The 19,783-nt window shown below is 70.0% G+C and carries 16 protein-coding genes; 8 read left to right on the top strand and 8 right to left on the bottom strand.

The genetic code is table 11. From position 1 onward, the window contains the following. Positions 1-180 precede the first annotated feature (180 nt). The 3 genes from AB0L71_RS12380 to AB0L71_RS12370 are packed head-to-tail and all read left to right on the top strand — an operon-like array spanning position 181 to position 4,369. Complete coding sequence (locus tag AB0L71_RS12380) at positions 181-1,446, top strand: glycosyltransferase (protein ID WP_365241378.1); 1,266 nt, start codon at positions 181-183, stop codon at positions 1,444-1,446. After that, positions 1,443-3,128, top strand: coding sequence for a lipopolysaccharide biosynthesis protein (locus AB0L71_RS12375; protein WP_365241375.1), 1,686 nt, complete (start codon positions 1,443-1,445; stop codon positions 3,126-3,128). Before AB0L71_RS12380 ends, AB0L71_RS12375 begins: the two co-directional genes overlap by 4 nt. Continuing rightward, positions 3,125-4,369 carry a hypothetical protein gene (locus AB0L71_RS12370; RefSeq protein ID WP_365241372.1) on the top strand — a complete coding sequence of 415 codons (1,245 nt, stop codon included), beginning with the start codon at positions 3,125-3,127 and terminating at the stop codon, positions 4,367-4,369. Before AB0L71_RS12375 ends, AB0L71_RS12370 begins: the two co-directional genes overlap by 4 nt. On the opposite strand, the gene AB0L71_RS12365 is transcribed toward AB0L71_RS12370, so the two are convergent. Beyond that, positions 4,338-5,852 (bottom strand): hypothetical protein, encoded by a 1,515-nt coding sequence (locus AB0L71_RS12365; protein ID WP_365241371.1) that lies wholly within the window; start codon positions 5,850-5,852, stop codon positions 4,338-4,340. The genes AB0L71_RS12370 and AB0L71_RS12365 overlap by 32 nt on opposite strands. 105 nt (positions 5,853-5,957) lie before the next feature. Here AB0L71_RS12365 and AB0L71_RS12360 point away from each other — a divergent pair, with 105 nt between their 5' ends. After that, positions 5,958-7,115: a glycosyltransferase gene (locus AB0L71_RS12360; protein WP_365241368.1), complete on the top strand. Its 1,158-nt coding sequence runs from the start codon at positions 5,958-5,960 to the stop codon at positions 7,113-7,115. A gap of 4 nt (positions 7,116-7,119) precedes the next feature. On the opposite strand, the gene AB0L71_RS12355 is transcribed toward AB0L71_RS12360, so the two are convergent. The 4 genes from AB0L71_RS12355 to gmd all read right to left on the bottom strand — a co-directional run bounded on the left by AB0L71_RS12355 (position 7,120) and on the right by gmd (position 12,212). Beyond that, on the bottom strand, positions 7,120-7,947 hold the full coding sequence (locus tag AB0L71_RS12355) for a glycosyltransferase family 2 protein (RefSeq protein WP_365241365.1): 828 nt from the start codon (positions 7,945-7,947) through the stop codon (positions 7,120-7,122). Beyond that, complete coding sequence (locus AB0L71_RS12350) at positions 7,944-8,639, bottom strand: hypothetical protein (protein ID WP_365241362.1); 696 nt, start codon at positions 8,637-8,639, stop codon at positions 7,944-7,946. The genes AB0L71_RS12355 and AB0L71_RS12350 overlap by 4 nt, the downstream gene beginning before the upstream one ends. Continuing rightward, a complete protein-coding gene (locus tag AB0L71_RS12345) occupies positions 8,636-10,894 on the bottom strand; it encodes a LamG domain-containing protein (RefSeq protein WP_365241359.1) in 2,259 nt (752 codons plus the stop codon). The genes AB0L71_RS12350 and AB0L71_RS12345 overlap by 4 nt, the downstream gene beginning before the upstream one ends. 304 nt (positions 10,895-11,198) lie before the next feature. Further along, positions 11,199-12,212, bottom strand: coding sequence for a GDP-mannose 4,6-dehydratase (gene gmd / locus AB0L71_RS12340; RefSeq protein ID WP_365241357.1), 1,014 nt, complete (start codon positions 12,210-12,212; stop codon positions 11,199-11,201). Positions 12,213-12,327: 115 nt separating this feature from the next. Here gmd and AB0L71_RS12335 point away from each other — a divergent pair, with 115 nt between their 5' ends. Beyond that, a complete protein-coding gene (locus AB0L71_RS12335; RefSeq protein ID WP_365241354.1) occupies positions 12,328-13,311 on the top strand; it encodes a GDP-L-fucose synthase in 984 nt (327 codons plus the stop codon). Between the two features lie 118 nt (positions 13,312-13,429). On the opposite strand, the gene AB0L71_RS12330 is transcribed toward AB0L71_RS12335, so the two are convergent. Further along, the gene (locus AB0L71_RS12330; RefSeq protein ID WP_365241351.1) at positions 13,430-14,980 is read right to left on the bottom strand and encodes an exopolysaccharide biosynthesis polyprenyl glycosylphosphotransferase; all 1,551 of its coding nucleotides are present in this window, start codon (positions 14,978-14,980) and stop codon (positions 13,430-13,432) included. A 662-nt stretch (positions 14,981-15,642) separates the two neighbouring features. On the opposite strand from AB0L71_RS12330, the gene AB0L71_RS12325 reads away from it, so the two are divergent. Beyond that, positions 15,643-16,191, top strand: coding sequence for a DUF1062 domain-containing protein (locus AB0L71_RS12325; protein WP_365241348.1), 549 nt, complete (start codon positions 15,643-15,645; stop codon positions 16,189-16,191). Between the two features lie 74 nt (positions 16,192-16,265). Here the strand turns inward: AB0L71_RS12325 and AB0L71_RS12320 are convergent, their stop codons facing one another. Beyond that, a complete protein-coding gene (locus AB0L71_RS12320; RefSeq protein ID WP_365241345.1) occupies positions 16,266-17,276 on the bottom strand; it encodes an MASE1 domain-containing protein in 1,011 nt (336 codons plus the stop codon). A 66-nt stretch (positions 17,277-17,342) separates the two neighbouring features. Next, positions 17,343-18,173 (bottom strand): PP2C family protein-serine/threonine phosphatase, encoded by an 831-nt coding sequence (locus AB0L71_RS12315; RefSeq protein ID WP_365241343.1) that lies wholly within the window; start codon positions 18,171-18,173, stop codon positions 17,343-17,345. A 166-nt stretch (positions 18,174-18,339) separates the two neighbouring features. Here AB0L71_RS12315 and AB0L71_RS12310 point away from each other — a divergent pair, with 166 nt between their 5' ends. Together AB0L71_RS12310 and AB0L71_RS12305 are read left to right on the top strand one after the other, a co-directional pair. Continuing rightward, entirely contained in the window at positions 18,340-18,639 is a 300-nt protein-coding gene (locus tag AB0L71_RS12310) for a DUF1876 domain-containing protein (RefSeq protein WP_365241340.1), read from the top strand. 417 nt (positions 18,640-19,056) lie between these two features. Further along, complete coding sequence (locus AB0L71_RS12305) at positions 19,057-19,752, top strand: lamin tail domain-containing protein (RefSeq protein ID WP_365241338.1); 696 nt, start codon at positions 19,057-19,059, stop codon at positions 19,750-19,752. The last annotated feature ends 31 nt before the right edge of the window (positions 19,753-19,783 follow it).

Here is a 19,783-nt window from a genome sequence, read left to right as displayed (position 1 = left end):
CCGTGCCCGGCAGCGGTTGTCCGGACATGGCATCCGGTGCTGCGGGATATCGGCATCGGTGTTGATGGTGCAATGACCTTACTGTGAAGGCCGGTTGCGCATCTCGTGAACGGATAAGCTCACATTTGGGGCTGTTCCTTGGGGGGAACGCAGAAGGCTCCGGGGGGAAGGCGAACATCCATGTCCGATGCCGATCGTCACAAGCCGTTCGAGGGACGCACTCTGCTGATCGTCTCGACCAACTACGCGCCGGAGCTGACCGGCATCGGACCGTATGCCACGCAGCTCGCCGAGCACTGGGCCGCATCCGGGGCCCGGACCCATGTGCTGACCGGCATGCCGCACTACCCCTCCTGGCGCACCGAGACGGAGTACCGGGGGGTGTGGCGGGTCACCGAACAGCGCTCCGGGGTGACCGTCCATCGACGAAGACACTACGTACCACCCCGTCAGACCGCCCTGCGCAGAGCCGCGTTCGAGGCGACCGTGCTGGGACACGGCCTGCTGTCCACCCGGTTGCCGCGCTCGATGGACGCGGTGGTCTCCCAGATGCCGAGCCTCGCCGGAGGGGTCATCGCGGCCCGGCTGGCCCGCCGCCACCGCATCCCGCACATACCGGTCGTGCAGGACCTGATGGGTGCCGCGGCCGCGCAGAGCGGGATGCCCGGCGGCGGCCGGGCGGCAGCCGCCGCCTCGGCGGCCGAACGCTACGCCCTGCGCGGCGCCGCCCTCGTCGGAGTCATCCACCAGAGCTTCGTCCCGCGCGTCACCGCCTACGGGGTGGACCCGGACCGAATCCGCACCGTCCCCAACTGGTCGCACGTGCCACCCCCTTCGGGCGACCGCGCACGGACCCGGGCGAGACTCGGCTGGAGCGAGGGGACTCCCGTGGTGCTGCACTCCGGGAACATGGGGCTCAAACAGGGCCTGGAGATCCTGGTCGACGCGGCCCGGCTGGCCCCGGACATCCAGGTCGTGCTGATGGGGGACGGGAACCAGCGCGACGCACTGCTGGCACGGGCGACAGGACTGCGCAACATCGACTTCCTGCCACCGGCCGACCCGGACGACTTCACGGACGTCCTCGCCGCCGCCGACGTGCTCACGGTGACCCAGCGGGCATCCGTGCTCGACATGAGCGTCCCCTCCAAACTCACCTCGTACTTCGTAGCCGGCCGCCCCGTCGTCGCCTCGGTCGCCGAGGAGGGGGGCGCCGCCCAGGAGATCCAACGGTCCGGCGCGGGGATCCTCGTCGCCCCGGAGGATCCTGCCGCGCTGCTCTCGGCCGTACGCAAGCTCGCCGAGGCGCCGGCCGAGGCGGACCGGCTCGGTGCCAACGGACCGCAGTACGTCGCACGTCACCTGAGCCGGGAAGCGGCACTGGCCCGCTTCGACGCCCTGCTCACCGAGGCACTCGCGGACGCACAAGGGGGACCACGCCGATGACTCAGCCGATCCGCGCCCTCGAGGACCAGGACGAACCCGCGCTGCTCAGGGACCAGTTCCGCCAGCTCCTGCGCTACCGCGCCCTGCTCGCCCTCGGCGTGGCCCTCGGACTGCTCGGCGGTGGCTGGCTCGCCCTGAGCAGTGAGGAGAGCTACACCTCGACGGGCGAGGTGGTCGTACGCTCGGCCGCCTCGGACCCCTTCGCCGCGGGCGCCTCCGCCGACAAGGGCATCAACATCGGTTCCGAGCGGCAGACCGCCGTCAGCGACACCGTGGGCAGCCTGGCCGCCGGCTCCCTGGCCAGGCAGGGCGACCGGGTCGAGGTCGGCACCCTGCTGTCGGGGCTCCAGGTCACCAATCCGCCGAACACCCTGGCGCTCCGCTTCGCCTACACCGGCCGAACCCCCGCCGTGGCGAAGGCGCGGGCCCAGGCGCTCGCCGACGCCTACCTGGAGATCCGCAGGCAGCGCACCGAGAACAGCATCGCCAACATGGTCGACGGATACCGTGCGCAGCTCGACCCCCTCACCACGCAGCGCGACCAACTGGCGCAGCAGGAGGGGGCGAGCGACGACGTCACCAGCGCACGCGCCAACCTCGTGGTCTCCATCTCCGAACTCAGCAGGAAGATAGCGGAGTTGCGCGCCCTGGACACCACTCCGGGCTATCTGACGAAGAAGCCCGTCGCGCCCACGAAGCCCACCGGTGCGGGACTGCCCCTGCTGCTCGGACTGGGCGGCGTCGTCGGGCTCGCACTCGGACTGCTCCTGTCGTGGGTGCGTCTGGTGTTCGACCCGGCCGTACGGTCCACCCGGGAGCTGGTCCACGCGCTCGGCGCCCCGCTGCTCGGCACCCTGCCCAGGGAGCGCGCGTCCGCGGGCTCCCTGCTCGCCATCGGACGCGGCGGCAGCCGGCTCGCCGAGGAGTACCGGGCGGTCGCCTTCCGGCTCGCCTACGACCCGTCGTTCGCCCGGCGTCGCAGACTCCTGGTCACAGCCCCGCGCGGGGACGACGCGGCGGCGGCCGCCGCCGCGGCCAACCTGGCCGCGGCCTTCGCCGAGATGGGGCGGGACGTCCTCCTGGTCGAGGCGGATCTGCGTACCCCCTCGCTGGCCAGGGACCTCGGTCCGGCCGTGCAGGGAACCGGGCCGGGACGGGCCTCGCAGGGGCGGCGGACCTGGCCCGCGGACAGCCGGATGAACGTGGACGTACCCGGGTCGGGCGCCTTCACCCTGATAGCGGGCCGACGCACGGACAACGTGCCGCGGGCCCTCACCTCCGCGCCGGTCGGACGGATCGTCGCCGAGGGTGACCGGCCGGGCGCCGTCGTCATCGTGCTGGCCCCGCCCGTGCTCTCCTACGCGGACGCCGTCGCACTGATCGACCGGGTGGAGGGGGTCATGGTGGTCTGCGAACCCCGCGAGGTGCACCGCAGCGACCTGGAGCGGATCCGCGAGATCATCGAGGCGGCCGGAGGTTCCGTACTCGGCGCCCTGCTGCACCCCGGCCGCAGCCGCCACGACCGCCGGGCCCGCAAGAGGGCCGCCGAGCACCGTGCGGGCAGAGCCGGTCACGGCTCCGCCGCGGGCCGGGACGACGGCGGCCGCGGCCCGGCACACACCGGCGACCCGGCCGACACACTCGGCCTGCGTTCCTTCGACCCCACCGCGGGGACCGGATGAGGGCACCGTCCGCGATCGTCTGCTCGGTCGCGGACCAGGGCGTGGCGGCACTCACCAACATCCTGGTGCTGGTGAGTGCCGCACGGCTCTCCACCGTGGCCGACTTTGCCCGCTTCTCGGCGGTCTACCTCGTCTTCACCGTGCTGCTCGGGATCTCCGGCGCCTACACCGGGCAGCCACTGGTGCTGCGGCGCGGCGCGAGCGACGAGGTGCGCGGTGCGTGCCGGTCGGCGGTGACCTTCACCCTGCTCGCCGCGGCCGTGCTCGGCGCCCTGCTCGCCGCCGTCGCCCTGCCCCTGGAAGGGGCCACCGCCCGAGCCCTGCTGATGCTGGGAGCCGTCCTGCCGGTGGTGCTGGGGCAGGACACCATGCGCTACGCCTTCTCCACCCTTCACCTCCCGCACCTGGCCCTGGTGAGCGACGCGCTCCGACTCGGCTGCGGACTGGGCGCGTTGGCCGCCCAGCCGGCCGGTGCCGGGCCCGCGCGGCTCGTCGCCGTATGGGGACTGTCCGCGCTGCCCGCCCTGCTGTTGTCGGCCGCCCTGCTGCACCGCAGAGTGGCCGGTACACCCCTGCGGCTGAAGGCGCTGCTGCGCCGTGGACATCTGGGGCGGCGCTTCGTGGTGGAGTTCGGGGTCGGCAACGCCACCAGCCAGCTCTCCGTCCTGGGACTGGGCACGGTCGGCAACCCCCTGGTGGTCGGCGCCCTGCGCGGCGCGACCACCCTCTTCGGGCCGCTGAACGTGCTGTTCACCTCGGCCACCGGTTTCGGCCCGCCGCTGCTCGGCCGGATCGCTTCCGAACGGCGCAGGGTCCGCGCCGCGGCGACGCTCGCCGCAGTCCTGGCCGCCACGGCCGCGGCCTGGGCCGCCGCGCTCGCCCTGCTGCCCGACGGAATCGGCCGCCACCTGCTCGGCGACACCTGGCCCACGGCGGCCGCGCTGCTCCCGGCGACCGGCAGCCAGTACGCCGCGATGGCCGTCGGCACCTGCGGGCTGCTGGCGCTCCGGATGCTCGACCCGCGCACCACCCTCTCCATCCAGGTGGTCTTCTCCCTCGCCGCCGTCGGCTTCCTCGCCGGTGGATACCTGCTCGGCGGGGTGCCGGGTGCGGCCTGGGGTCTGTGCCTGGGATCCGTCTGCAAGGCGGCGGCCACCTGGACCCGGGTGGTCCGGCTGCGTCGCGGAACCGCGACCGGACGGATCGCCGTCAGCGCGGACGCGGTCCGCTCCGCTCCCTGAAACCGGTGATCAGCAGCAGGCAGAGCGCCGCGATCGCGGCCTTCCCGACCGACTGCAGCAGGGGACCACGCAGCAGAATGAAGGAGTACCCGGCGATCAGCGGTGCGGCGACGGCCAGAACGCTCCCGGGACCCGGACCGTCCCGGGACACCGCACGCGCGTAACGCCGGTCGGTCCGTGCCGCGGCATACCCGATGAGGGGGAGACCGCCGACCACGCCCAGCGCGCCGAAGTCGACCCAGAGCTCGGTCCACAGAGGCGCCGACAGGTTGGTCATGTTCATCCCCATCCACTGCCCGACACGCACCCCGGTGTCCTCCGGCTTTCCACTCCACACCGAACGCGGAACGAAGAAGAAGGCGGAGCCCGCCAGTTGACGCCCGAAGGTGTGGCCGTGGGCGTCCACCCACGTCACTGTGTTGGCGAACATCACCGTCTGGTCGTAGTCCTTGGTGGCCAGCGGCTCGAATACCGATGACGACTCCACCGGCCGGTATCCGGCACTGTCGTAACGGAAACGGTCCGCGTACGGGAACAGCACGAGCGCCCCGACCACTCCCAGGGCCAGCACCGACCGGTACACCGCCGCACTGCTCGGAAAAGCGGTGAACAGGAGCGAGACCAGAACGGTCAGGAACCAGTAACGCGCGTTGGACATCGGGTTGTTCACGATGACATTGAGGATCAGCAGCCCGCACCACACCAGAACCGTCGACGGTGAACGCCGCGCCCTGCGGGAGGTCACCAGCCGGCGGGTGAAGAAGAGCAGCGCCAGCAACGCGGGAACCGTGCCGAACCCCTTCAGGAAGGCCGACCCCACCTGGGACTGCTCCGAGGCCACCCCGCTGACCGCGACGGACGCGCTGAGCTCCTGACGGCTGGTGAAGAAGACGCCGGGTCCGCCGAGCTTCAGGATGTAGTAGCCGCTCGCCACGAAGGCCAGCACCACCAGCAGCCCGAGCCGGCCCCGGTGCGCGACGGCCGGGCCGCGCCCCGGACGCCTGGTGCCGCGACGGCGCAGCGGACGACGGGACGCCAGCAGCGCCCCGAGATCGAAGGCCGCACACCCCACCAGGACCAGCGCGATGGCCGTCACCAGATCCGACCGCGGCCCCACCATCGGAGTCGGTGTCTGCCCGATGACCGCCTGGGCGAACGGGGCCACCCCCATCGCGATGTACACGAACATCCAGAACACGCCCTGCAGCAGACGCCGCCGCGTGGACAGGATCATCGTGGCGAGCCGGGCCCCCGCGTAGCAGGTCAGCACCAGTTGCAGCCAGTAGGCCGTGTCCCGGACGCCCGTCCCCGGCTGTGCGGCGATCACCGCGGGCAGGAAACAGACCAGTCCCAGGATGAGAGGCACGGCCATGGCCCGCGACAGCATCGCCCACGACATGGGCCTCACCGGCGGCCGGACCGGATCCCGCGGTCCGTGCTCCGATGTGGGTGCGGACGGCGCCGCCTCATGCACGGACGTCATCTGCTCCCCGTTCCGTGGACCTGTGAACACTCTAACGAATCAACCCACTTGGGGGGCTTTGGATGACTAGGCTGTGCAGGATCGGCAGAGGTTGAGGGGGCCCTGGTGAGGATCCTGCACATCGTCACACTGCACACCCCGGACCATGCGTTCGGCGGCCCGACGCGGGTCGCGCTCAACCTGTCCAAGGTCCAACGGGCCGGAGGCGACGACGCCCGCATCATGGCACTGGGCGACGGCTTCGAAGGCCCCCTGCCGCGCGAGGTCGAGGGCGTACCGGTCCATCTCTTCCAGGCCCGTCATCTGCTCCCCGTGTTCGAGGTCAGCGGCATCACCTCGGGCGCGCTGCTCCGCTCCGCCCGCCGCATGATGCACGGTGCCGACCTCGTCCACGTCCATCTGATGCGCGACCTGGTGACGCTGCCCGCCGCGCTGCTCGCGCTGGCCACCCGCACCCCCCTGGTCGTCCAGACCCACGGCATGGTGGACCCGACCGAGAACCGTGTCGCCCGGCTGACCGACCTGCTGGGAGTGCGCAAGGTGCTGCGCGAGGCCGACGTCGTGCTGCACCTGACCGAGAAGGAACGTCTCGATGTCCAGGCCGTCGCCGCGCCGGTGCCACTGACCCGCACCGTACGGCTGGTCAACGGTGTCCGGCCGCAGGAGCGGCGGCCCGCCCGGGACGCGGACCGGCCGCCGACGGTCCTCTTCCTGGCCCGGATCCAGGCGCGCAAACGGCCCGAGGACTTCGTCGGTGCGATGCCGGCGGTCCTGGCCGCGTACCCGGACGTCCGGTTCGTGCTGGCCGGACCCGATACCGGGGCGCTGCCCGCAACCCTTGAACTGGCCCGTCGCCTGGGCGTGAGGGACTCCCTCGACCATGTGGGACCGCTCGGCCACGAAGAGGTCCTGGCCGCGGGGCGGCAGGCCGATGTGTACGTACTGCCGTCGATCGAGGAACCCCTGGGCGTCTCCGTCCTCGAAGCCATGTCCGTCGGCACCCCTGTGGTCATCACCCGCACCTGCGGCCTGGGACCCGACGTCGCACGGGCCGGGGCCGGACGGGTGATCGACAGCAGGGTCGGCGAGGACCGGAGGAACGCGCTGAAGGTGGCCGAGTCGATCCTGGAACTCCTGGAACCGGAGGCCAACGAACGTGCCGGAAAGGCTGCTTGGAACCTGGTCCAGGAGCACTTCACCATCGACGTCGTGACCCGGACCCTCCGGAAGGCCTACGAGGACGTGGTCCGCCGGAGGGCCTGAAGGGTCAACCTGTCTTCCCCTCCCTGGACTTGAGCGCGATCTGCCAACGGTAGAAGCTCATCGCCAGTGCGAAGTCGAAGCCCGCCCGCCCGTCCAGGAACCCGCGCCGGTACACATACATGTACGCGAACGACACCAGGGGTTTGAAGGGCGCCTTGTGGAACACCTGCCCCTGACGCGACTTCGCCTTCCGCACCTGTTCCCTGACCTCGGGATGGTGCTCCAGCCAGGCCTCCCAGTCCGAGTACCGGTTGTGCCGCTCGAACCAGGCGGTGACCGGATCGAGATCCCGGTGCTCGATCGGATTGCGGAGCGTACCGACCGAGTCGGCGATCGGTTGGTAGTGCCCCTCGACCTCGCCGATGCCCGGCGCGTCGAGATCACCGACCTCCGGATACCGGCAGCGGGTCCGGTCGGTGAGCGACCGCTTGCGGATCGTGTATCCGTGCCGCAGCCGCTTCCCGCAGAACCAGTAGCTCAGCGGTACGTCGTACGCGGCCGGTTTCGGTGCGCCGGGACCGGTGAAGATCTGCCGCAGTTCGGCCAGCAGTCCGGGGCTGAGCCGCTCGTCGCCGTCGAGCAGCAGGATCCAGTCCAGGTCCGTGCGGACATGGTCCAGGCACCACTGTTTCTTGCGCGGATGGCCACCGTCCCAGGTGTAGGTGATGACCTCGGCACCGCACTCCTGCGCGATTTTTGCCGTGTCGTCCGTACTGTTCGAGTCGACGACGACGACCGCCTCGAAGTGGCCGAGCACCGACTGCACCGCCTCGGCGATGTTCAGGCCCTCGTTCTTCGTCGGGATCGCCACCGCTATCGGCAGTCTGTTCATCCGCGCCCCCCTTCGGGCAGCCAGGCGTAGCAGCCTGTGGAGGTGAAGACACGGGCCGTCCTCGGAACGGTGATCGCGACCCGCTTCCCGGAGGTGGAGGAGCCCGACGCCAGGTTCCTGCCGTTCTCCCCGGTGATCTGCCAGCTGCAGTTCAGGGTGGGACTCACGTCGTGGTAGCGGCCCGGACGGATCTGCTTGTCCTGGTACGTGCCGTCCGCGTAACCCTGCGATGCCTCCCGTACCAACTCCGCGTGCTGGGTGCAGAGATGTTCGACGGCGGGTTCGGCGTCGCTGATCTCCCGCGCGACGATGGCACCGACGGCCGTGTCCCGGTCGACCTTGACGAGGTACGTCAGCCTGTCACAGGTCTCCTGACCGGTCTGGAGCACGGCGGCCGGGTCCATGCCCTTGGGCACGCGGTCGACCAGATACTCCCGCTGCTTCTCGGTGAACGACCCGGTGGCCGGGGTGAGTTCGTCGGTGGGCAGTTTCGGCTGCTCGCTCGTCCCGGCGGCCGGGGCGCCGTCGGCCGCGGCGACCGAGGGCCCGGCCGAGGGGGTCGTGAGCGGGGTACGGGAGGCTGTCGGCCTCCCGTCGCCGGCTGCTCCGTTCTCCTCGGCGGACGAGCCGCAGGCGGCCAGCGCCGCCGCCAGCACGACGACGGCGGCACCGGCCCGAAACGGATGACTCATTCACCTGTCCTCAGCGCGTAGTGGGCACTGACCTGCGCGCTGCTGAGCGCAGTCGGGTAGACGGCGGTCTCGTCGATCTGCCCGGCGAAGAAGTTGCTCGTCGGTTTGCCGGGCCAGTTGCTCAGGTTGTCCCCGGCGACCCGCCAGTAGCCGTTGTAGTTCTGGTTGCTGGTGTACGCGGCGTTCGAGGCGACGAGCTTCCCGTCCACGTACAGCGCCAAGCCACCGGTGCCCTGCGTGGCCACAACGTGGTGCCAGGCGCCGTCGTTGTAGGCCGCGGTCGTCGCGATGGTTCTGGCACTGCCGCTGTAGACCCCGAAGACCAGCCGGCCGTCGTCGCGCATGTACACATGCTTGTCGAACTGGGTGCTGTTCTGCATGGTCACATTGCCGAATCCGATGATCCTGCCGCCCTTGGTGGTCGTGGTTCTGATCCAGGTCTCCACCGAGAACCTGGTCGGTGACGCATGGCGCCTGTTGCTGTACGCGTACTGGTTCGATCCGTTGAAGCCGATCGCGGTCGAGTCGCCCGCGACAGCGGCCGGAGTCTGCCGGTAGGAGGGGGAGTTGCGCAGGAATCCGTTGTCCAGTCCGCTGCCGGTGTCGCCGGCGAAGGTCGAGGTGCCTTCGTCGTACCGCCAGTACAGCGACGCACCGTCCGCCAGCACCCTGGCGGGGTACTTCTCGTCCGTCGACGCCACGGTGGCGGACAGCGCGGGCGACTTGGCGCTGGTGTTGGTCCCGTCGCTCGCCGTGATCCGGTACGAGTGGGTCTCGCCCGCCGCCACGTCCGTGTCGGTCCACCTCAGCTGCGGCCGGTCCCAGAACAGCGAGTATCCCGTCGTGGTGTACACCGGCGTGCTCGCGCCGTCCTTGTAGATCCGGTACGTGAGTTCACCGTCGTCGGCATCGAAGCTGGTCTGCCAGTCGACCACCACCCTGCCCGCCCGAACGGTGGACAGGCTGACGTTGGGCACCCAGGGCTTCCCTGTGTCGGGGCCGTCCGCGAACCGGGTCAGGCCCTGCTGTGCGGAGCTGTTGACGGTGGTGAACTCGCCGCCCACCCACAGGTAGTGGTGGCCGTCCTTGTCCGTCTGCGCCATCACCCGAGGCCCGACCGGTTCCCCGATGCCGTCGTTGGTGTCCGGGAACCAGGGGAGCAGCGTCGGGTCGTCGACGGACTGGGCCAGCAGGTGCTTGCGTGGCTGGTCCGGGAACTCGCCCATGCTGGCGCAGTCGTGCGCGTGGCTCCCGCTGTACAGCACACCGTCGTGCACGAGGACGGCCTGGGTGGCGCCCAGGCAGGTGTCCCGCCAGCGCTGCTCGAAGGTGCTGAGGTTCAGGGCGATCCGGCCGTCGAAGACACCGCCTCCGGTGCCTTCGTTGGCGGTGTAGAAGCCGGTGGCGTCCGTGGTCAGGTCCTGCACCGTGGAGGTGTTCGGAATGAAGCCTGCCGGGTAGCTCTTGTCCACGTCCCCGGTGGTGGCGTCCACGACGGCCAGGGCGTGCGAGGTGGTGCCGTTGACGGTGAAGAAGTCACCGCCGATCAGGACGTGTTTCTGGTCGGGTGTCAGTTCCAGGGCCCGGCCGACCTCGTCGGTGTTGGCCTTCCACGGCTTCAGCGCGGCGCCGGTGGTGACCGCGGCGAACTTGTTCCGGGTCTGCCCCGCCACGGTGTTGAAGTCGCCGCCCAGGTAGACGGTGTCCGCCGTGACGGCCAGCGCCCGCACCGTTGCGGAGACGGAGAACTTGAAGTCCTGGCGCGGGGTGCAGCTGGCGGTGTCGATCGCGACGATATTGCTCACCCCGACCCCGTTCACCGCCCCGAACTGTCCGCCGGCGTAGAGAGTCTTCTGGTCGGGGGAGAGCGCCAGTGCCCGTACGGTCGCCGTCCCCGACGAGAGGGTGAACGACAGGCTGCAGTCGGTCGGTTCCCCGGTTGCCGCGTCGAACGCGGCGAAGTTGACCGCGGGCTGTTCCGACGTCCCGGCGGCCGCGTCCGGAGGCCGGACGGTGGAGAAGGTCCCTCCGGCGTACACGACACCGGAGTCCGACGCGGCCATCGACCAGACGATGCCGTTGGTCTGCCAGGTGGTGAGGTCGTCGGCGGTCAGGGAGACCGGCGCGGTGAGGGCCGCGGCGGGGGAGCCCTGGGACGCGGTGGTGGACAGGGCTCCGACGAGCAGGCAGAGCACCGCGGACGCGGCACGGGCCCTGCCGCGTCCGCGGTGCCTGCGCGCCGTACTTCTCTTCATCATGCAGCTCCGAAGGTGAGAGCGAGTTGCGGCCGGGCGGCCGCGACTGATGCCTCGTCCGACTGGCGACGGAGACGTTCCGTCCCGTCGCAGGCCGGGGCGAGTGGGAGATCCGGACCCGGGGTCCGGACCGACGTGGACGTGCCCGGGGCCACCGGGCGGCCGGTGGATTCCGAGGTCGCGTCCGGGGCGGTCCCCGGCTCCGTCGTGGGGTGCGACGGCCGGGCGTCGTGGGGGAGTGCCGCACCGGCCCGTACCCGGGTGGACGGCGGGGCGGTGCTGCGGGCGGGAGTGGCGGGACCTCTCATCGGTCCACCCGCACGGCCGCCCCGGCGAGTTGGTCGGCCAGCTGGCGGATGTCCGCGTCGACCATGATCCGGGCGAGTTCCTGCGCTCGCACCGCTGGTTTCCAGCCGAGCAGTTCCTCGGCCTTGGCGGCATCACCGATCAGCGCGTCGACTTCGCTGGGGCGTTCGTACGCGGCGTCGTAGCGCACATGCTCCCGCCAGTTCAGGCCGGCGTGCTCGAACGCGTACTCCAGGAACTGCCGGACACTGATCCCCTCGCCGGTGGCGACGACATAGTCGTCCGGGCTGTCGCACTGAAGCATCCGCCACATCGCGTCCACGTACTCGGGGGCATAGCCCCAGTCCCGTACGGCATCGAGGTTGCCCAGGTGGAGGTGGGTCTGCAGGCCCGCCTTGATCCGGGCCACGCCCCGCGTGATCTTCCGGGTCACGAACGTCTCGCCGCGGCGCGGGGACTCGTGGTTGAAGAGGATCCCATTGACCGCGAACATCCCATAGGCCTCGCGGTAGTTGACGGTGGCCCAGTACGAGTAGACCTTGGCGACGCTGTACGGGCTCCGTGGATGGAACGGCGTCCGCTCGTTCTGCGGCGGCGGGGAGGCCCCGAACATCTCCGACGAGGAGGCCTGATAGATCCGGGTGTCGACCCCGCTGGCCCGGACCGCCTCCAGCAGTCGGACGGTGCCGAGACCGGTGACGTCGCCCGTGTACAGCGGCGCGTCGAACGAGACACGGACATGTGACTGCGCGCCCAGGTTGTACACCTCGTCCGGCTGGATGTCGCGCAGCAGATTCACCAACGCCACCCCGTCGGCGAGGTCGGCGTGATGCAGCACGAACGAGCGGTCCTCCTGTTCCGGTCCCTGATAGATGTGGTCGATCCGCTCGGTGTTGAAGCTCGACGACCGGCGCATCAGGCCGTGCACCGTGTACCCCTTGTCGAGCAGCAGCTCGGACAGGTACGAACCGTCCTGCCCGGTCACGCCGGTGATGAGTGCGGTCTTGGCCACGTCTCCCCCCTCTGTGTTCGCCTCATGTGCTGTACGTTCCCGCCGAAATACGGGACTGTGAGTGATCTGCGGTAAAACGTCACCGCGCGCTGCGGCCGCTGGCACAATCCGATCCATGACGACTGATCTCCCCGGCCCGTCCCAGGAATCCGTCCGCCCCCTCCTACGACCCGGCGCCCGCATATGGGTCGCGGGCCACCGCGGCCTTGTCGGCTCGGCGGTGGTCCGCCGCCTCACCGCCTCCGGGTATCAGGTGATCACCCGCGATCGTGACCGTCTCGATCTGCGGGACGCCGCGCGGACCGAGGCGTTCCTCCGCGAGGTCCGCCCCGACGCCGTGGTGCTGGCCGCCGCCAAAGTGGGCGGGATCATGGCCAATCAGACGTATCCGGTGCAGTTCCTGGAGGACAACCTGCGGATCCAGCTCAGCGTCGTCGCCGGGGCGCATGCCGCCGGGGTGGAGCGGCTGCTCTTCCTCGGATCGTCCTGCATCTACCCCAGGCTCGCCCCGCAGCCGATCCCCGAAAGCGCCCTGCTCACCGGTCCGTTGGAGCCGACCAACGAGGCGTACGCACTGGCCAAGATCGCCGGGATCGTGCAGATCCGCTCCTACCGCCGGCAGTACGGTGTCGCGTACATCAGCGCCATGCCCACCAACCTCTACGGTCCGGGTGACAACTTCGACCTGGAGACCTCGCACGTCCTGCCCGCGCTGATCCGCCGCTTCCACGAGGCGCGACGGGACGGCTCGGCGACGGTCATGCTCTGGGGCTCCGGCCGTCCGCGCCGCGAATTCCTGCATGTGGACGATCTGGCCTCCGCGTGTCTCCTCCTGCTGGAGCGCTACGACGGTGAGGAGCCCGTGAACGTCGGCTGCGGGCAGGACCTCGCGATCAGTGAACTCGCCGGGATAGTAGGTGAGGTGACGGGGTTTCAGGGGGAAATCGCGTGGGACGCGTCGAAGCCCGACGGCACTCCGCGCAAGCTGCTCGACGTGTCCCGGCTCGCCTCCCTCGGTTTCGTCCCGCGGATTCCCCTGCGCGACGGCATCGCCGGTACCTATGCATGGTGGCTGGAGCGGCAGATCGCTGAGGTCTGAGCGGATCCGACGGTCCGGCCGGCACGGGGCGGCTGCCGCAACGCGACGGCCGCCCGTCCTTTTGGCCCCGACGTACGTCCGGTGGATTCGCACGGTGCGCATCCTTCGGCCGCCGCTCTCAGTACGCCCCGCGGCCGTCGGTGACGGCGCGCAGCGTACGGGCCATGAGTCCCAGATCCGTGGCCACCGACCAGTTGTCGACGTACCACAGGTCGAGGGAGACGGTCTCCTGCCAGGACAGATCCGAACGTCCGCTGACCTGCCAGAGACCGGTCAGTCCCGGCCTGACCGCGAGCCTGCGCAGCTCGTGCTCCTCGTAGCGGGAGACCTCCTCCGGCAACGGCGGCCGGGGACCGACCAGGGACATGTCACCGCGCAGCACATTGAGCAGTTGCGGCAACTCGTCGAGAGACGTCCGGCGCAGCAGACGGCCGATCCCGGTCACCCGGGGGTCGCGGCGCATCTTGAACATCGGACCGTCGTGATCGTTCGCCGCGACGAGCTGCTCCTTGTGACGCTCGGCGCCCACCACCATCGTCCGGAACTTCCACATGGTGAACGGCCGGTTGTGCTGCCCGTGGCGGATCTGACGGTGGAGTGCCGGCCCTTCGGAGCCGAGCCGCACCGCCGCCCCGATCAGCAGCAGGAGAGGCGCCAGGACCAGCAGGCCGCAGGCGGCACCGACGCGGTCGACCACGGCCTTCAGGACCATCTGTGGTCCGCGGCGCAGCGGTGGTGCGATGTGCAGCAGGGTCAGCCCGGCCGCCGCGGCCGGCCGTACCCGGTCGACCGCTATGCCCGAGAGTTCCGACAGCACGGACAGCGGAAGCCCGCCGTCGTGCAGTGCCCAGAAGAGCCGGCGCAGCCGTTCCTCGGAGAGCTGCGGCCCCGGGACCACCAGGGCCAGGTCGGCGTCATGGGCGAAGGCGCCGCCCAGCACCGTCGACGCGTCGTCGTCGGCCGGCGTCGGTCCGAGCCGGCCCGGCACCTTCACCTCGCAGGCCAGCGCCGTGGTCCCCACGGGTACGGCGGCCACGACCGCGTACGGATGGTCCGTGCGGGAACCGAGCAGACCTACCGCGCGTTCCACTCCCGCGGCCTCGCCGACGACCAGGACCCGTCGGGTCTGTCGGTGCCGCCGCCGGGGCCGGGGCAATCGCCGTACGGCCCCTGCCGCGATGCCCATGAACAGGCCCGGCAGGAGTGCCACGACCGCCGTCGCGGGATCGGTGGCGTCGCCGACCACGGTCCACAGGACGGCGAGTGCGCCGATCAGCAGAAGCCAGTCACCGATGCTGCTCAGCAACCCCGGTGGACGGCCCCCGGGCCGGTCCGCGTAGCGGCCGCGCACGGCCCGCACACCGGACCACACGAGCGCGGCCACCGCCGCCGCGAACGCGGCTCGCGGCTGGTCACCGGCCCGCAGGACGAGCCACGCCGTGATCCCCAGGCCGAGTGCCTCGGCCCCCGGGGCGGCCGTCCGTGCGAACCGAACGGACTTCCTTCGCGCCGGCGCCGGCTCCGCAGGCTCGCGCCGACCGGCCTGAGCCCTGCAGAGATCTTCCAGTTCCTTGCTGCGGGACCGACGTGAATCGGCCCGTGGACCAGGCGCCCCCGCCAGTCCCACAGGTGCCGATCTGTCCCATCCAGGTAGCTCGACATGCCCCATGAACCCCCCAGTCACAGTTGCATCGCCACAAACAGGGCGCATCCCCCGATCCCATGGACTGACGGATGCGCCCTCGCTCGGTGCACGATATCCACACACGTGCCATTTGGCAGGAGTTCCGGTGAAGTTCAGACATCGATGCCCACTCCGACCTCGTCCCGTTCCGTACGGGAACTCACCTTCTATGGGTGAGTGTTCGCATGTGGAGGGTGCGGTAATCGGAAGCTGTGCGGAAATGTGCGCGGCCGGTTGGGCGGCACCGTCACTCTCCCCCGAGGTCACTGCGCTGCGGGGCAGCCTGGAACACGTGTCGAAGTGGCAGTGTCGGAGCGTCACTTCTCGGCTGGGTCGGGGGCCCATCTGACCGATGTGGCAGCAGAGTTGGGCATGCCGAACGGATGATGGTGTGCCGGGCCGCTCACCGTGGTCCGGCCCTGGCTTCGTCCGTGATCGGGCGGACAGAACCTGGCGGTGAGGCGCCGGAAAACCAGTGGAGCACCGCCGTTGTGCACCGTTACCGTGCTGCCGAACCAAGCCGTCCAGTCAAGGACATGCCGTTGTACACCGTGTGAGACCTCCCGAGCGCTGATGCGTCGCGCGTCGCGCCTGTGCGCCGCGCTGCTTTTTTGCTGCGGACTTCTCACTGGAACCGGTGTACTTCTGTGCTCAAGAACTGGGTGGTCGCACCCACTTGCCTGCCGCTCGTTGTCCGTCGTTGCGACGCGTGCGCGTCAGAACGCTTCCGGGCAAGCGGCAAATTTCGCGTCAACGCACACCACAAGCTCATCGACGCCTGGCTCCTCGCGCTCTGTACCGCTTGCGGGGAAACGGCAAAGTTCACGGTCCTGGAGCGGGTGAATGTGCGCTCCGTACGACCTGAGCTGCTGGACCGGCTGCATGACAACGACCCTGGACTGGCGGCTGAGCTGCTCCAGGATCCGGTCGTGCGGCGCCGTCATCGCATTGCCCTCGACTGGGACAACGCCTGGCGCCTCGACACCGGCGGATCGGATCACCTGGACCACGAGGTGATCGACGTCTCGGTCCGCTTTGCGGCGCGGATCCCGGTCCGGCCGGTGCGGCTGATCGCTGAGGGTTGCGGACTTTCACGGGCCGAGGTCGAGAGACTGATCACGGAGGGGAAACTTGTTTCGGCAGTCCGGTTGAGCGGCAATCTCTCCGGCGACTTCACCTTCACGCTCAAGCGCTGATCCCTCCCGGGACCAGGGGCCTGTCCGGCAAGATCCGCCGGACAGGCTCCGAGTGCTTGGTGGGGTCGTCCTGGTCAGTGGTGTCGCGGCCGCTGGGGCAGGAGGCCGTCGGGTTCGTCGTCGGGCCGTGATGTCCGGGCGTTCTGTGTCAGCTGGTCCACCACGTCGGCCAGCTCGTCGCAGGCCCGCTCGATCGTCCGGCGGATGTTGCTCTGTTCGGTGACGACGGCCGCGAGCAGCAGCGCGGTGAGGGTCACGCAACCATTGAGGACGGTGAGGTTGACCATCACCTGGAGGGTGGTGTGGCCGGCGAACGGCCCCACTCCCTGCGCCCCCGCGAGAACCGCCAGGGACGACACCAGAAAGGCGCAGGGGGCGCTCCCCGCCAGTTGGAAGCGCAGGGCTGCCCAGATGAGCAGCGGAAAGACCATGTAGAGCATCGAGAGTGTGGACCTGGTGGCCATCAGCGAGACCGCCACGGCGACGACCAGCAGCGTGCTCGCCTCGACCCACCGGTCGGTGAACCGGGGCATCCGGATGCTGCGGAGTGCGAGCAGTAGAGGGGTGACGACCAGGACCCCCATCGCGTTCCCCGACCACCACCCCGCCAGAACCGGCCAGAGATCGTCTCCGGGGACACCGCCCTGCAGCACCAGCGTGGCGGTGCCCACGGACGCACTGATGATCATGCCCGTCAGTGCGCCGAGGAAGACCAGCAGGATTCCGTCGCGGAGTCGGTCCAGCTCCATGCGGAATCCCGCCCTGCGGAGCATCAGGAAGGAGCAGACGGGGGCAAGGGTGTTGCCCGCCACGATGGCGACGGTGAACGCCGGGGACCCCTCGCTCCGGAGCGTGGCGGCGACGAGCACGGATCCCAGCGCGATACCGGGCCAGACGCGCAGGCCGAGGTAGAGCAGCGCGCCGAGCGCGACGCCCGTCGGCGGCCAGATCGGTGTGAGGGCCGCGCCATTGATGTCCACGCTGCGGATCAGGCCGAGGCCGCCGGCCAGGTAGTAGGCGGCAGCGACGGCCAGAGGGTGCAGTACGGCCGATATCGCACTTTTCGTTCTTTTGCTGCGGGTCACGCATTTCATCAGACACCCACCCGGGCAGGTGTCGGCTGTTTGACACGCTCTGCCCGGATCTGTGGATCACCCAGGGGCGAGCGTGGTTGCGTGGCGCAGGACGAGAACGGCGGCGTCGTCCTCGTGCCCGGTCTGTTCCGCCGCCTGCAGCACCGCGTCGGCCAGTTCACCGGCGTCTGCGCGGACCCCGGAGGCCACCAGCCGCTCGACTGCGGCCAGGCCTTCTTCGATCGGGAACGAAGGCCCTTCGACGACCCCGTCCGTGACCAGGACGAACGCGCCGGCGCCGGACAGCCGTCGGCGGGTGACCGGATAACGCTGGCCCGACTTGATCCCCAGGGGAAGGCCGCCCTCGTCGGAGGTGACGCCGGACCGCCCGTCGGCGGTGGCCCACACGGCCGACACATGCCCGGCCCGGGCGGTCTGGAGCTCCCAGGTGACCGGGTCGAGACGGGCGAACGTGCAGGTCGCGAAGAGGTCGGAGTCCACCGACAGCAGCAGATCGTTGGTCCGGCCCACCACCTCTCCGGGGTCCGCGGCGGTGGCCGCTATCGCGCGCATGGCGATGCGGATCTGCCCCATGAGTGCGGCTGCCTCGACGTCGTGGCCCTGGACGTCGCCCATGGCGAACGCCAGTGAGCCGTCCGGCAACAGGAAGCCGTCGTACCAGTCCCCGCCGATGTCCAGCCCGCTGCGGGCCGGCGCGTACCGGGCCGCCGTCTGCAGCCCAGGAAGGGTGGGAAGCGAGGCGGGGAGCATCTTGCGCTGGAGTGCCTCGGCCAGTTCCACCCGTGCCTGATGCAGCTCCACCTCACGGCGTGCCCGTGAGGTGAGCTGTTGCAACGTGCTGAGCAGTTCGCCGGCGCTCGCCGAACGAGCAGGACGATGCCGGTTCATGGTGCTCCGCACTGGGTGGAAGTGACTGGGCCGATTCTATTTCGCCGGTGCGATCCCCGCAGGACGAGCCGGAACGCGCGAACCGGTCCGGCCGGGTGGATGCTGGTGACAGGACCGCGTCGTGGCGGCGGACCGAGGCCGGGCGTGGTCGCGCAGGAGGTGCGCGATGACTCGCACACGGGAGTGGCAGGTCAGCGTCGGTCTGTCCGAGGAGGACGGTACGACCCGGGCCGAGGCCGTGCTGGACACCGGCTCCGAGAAGGTCGTCGGACACGGGGTCGCCCGCTGCAACCCGCAGGACGTGGACATCCCTGCCATCGGTGACGATCTTGCGGCCAGTCGTGCCATGAAGGATGTCGCCCTGCAGCTGATGAAGGTCGCCGACCAGGAGATGGAAATGGCCGGAGCCGGTCCCGCGAACGGGCCGGTCGCACCGCCTTACGCCTGGTCCGACACCACGGCCTGATCCTCGCGTGACGACAGTCGGGGCGGCGTAACGATCCGCCGCGGAACTTTTGTTCCCCTTTCTGTGGGTAAAGGGAACTGTTTTTCCCCTATGGGCAAGTGGAGGCTGTTACGGATTTCCCTTGACCGGGCGGGCGGGGTCCGAGGCGGAGTGTGCCGGGTGCGGGCGGCGTGGTGGATGGTGTCCCCGCAGTGCCGCGCGGATGTGTGCAACAGGCATGGATTGACAGGTACTTGAAGAGGCGGGATGGGTGGCGCCTACAGGTGCGTGTGACGGAAATGTCTGTACTTCGTAACACGTATCGGTGGGTCTTTCGCGACTCGGGCAATCGGGCCACAGTGTGCGTTCTCGGCAGCACGGCCGAGATCGAACAACGCCCGGACCGCACGGTCCGGGCCCAGATCCGAAGGGGTCTTCATGTCCCGTTCCGCACGGCGGTTCACCGCTGCCGTTATCGCTTCCGGTGCGCTGGTGGCCGCCGCCGCTCTGCCGGCGGCCGCAGACGACCATGGCCATGGATACGGTCGCGACCGCGGTCCCGGCCACGCCTCGTTCGACCGGCGTTCGCCCGTGGTCCTGGGCGCGATCCAGTACAACAGCCCCGGTCGCGACTTCGGCTCCAACCGCAGCCTCAACGGTGAGTGGGTCACCGTCACCAACCTCAGCCGTCACACGGTCGATCTGCGTGGCTGGACCCTGAGCGACGAGAGCCACCGCAGCTACCGGTTCAATCTGTGGTTGGCGGGCCGTTCCTCGGTGCGCGTGCACACCGGAATCGGCCGCGACACCAGCCGCGACGTCTACCAGGACCTCCGCAGGTACGTCTGGGACGACAGCGACACGGCGACTCTGCGGGATGCGCGTGGGCGCCGGGTCGACGTGAAGTCGTGGGGCTATGACCGCGACGACCGTGGCCACCACGGTCGTGACCACCGGGACCGTGACCACCGGGACCGTGACCACCGGGACCGTGACCACCGGGACCGTGACCACCGGGACCGTGACCACCGGGACCGTGACCACCGGGACCGCGACCACAAGGACCGTGACCACCGGGACCGCGACCACAAGGACCGTGACCACCGGGACCGCGACCACGACGGTCGCCGCTGATCCGGCCGGCGGCCGCTCCCCGCTCCCGGAG

The organism is Streptomyces sp. NPDC052052 (genome assembly GCF_040680455.1).
Lineage (GTDB): Bacteria > Actinomycetota > Actinomycetes > Streptomycetales > Streptomycetaceae > Streptomyces.
This window is presented reverse-complemented; position numbering and strand designations above follow the sequence as displayed.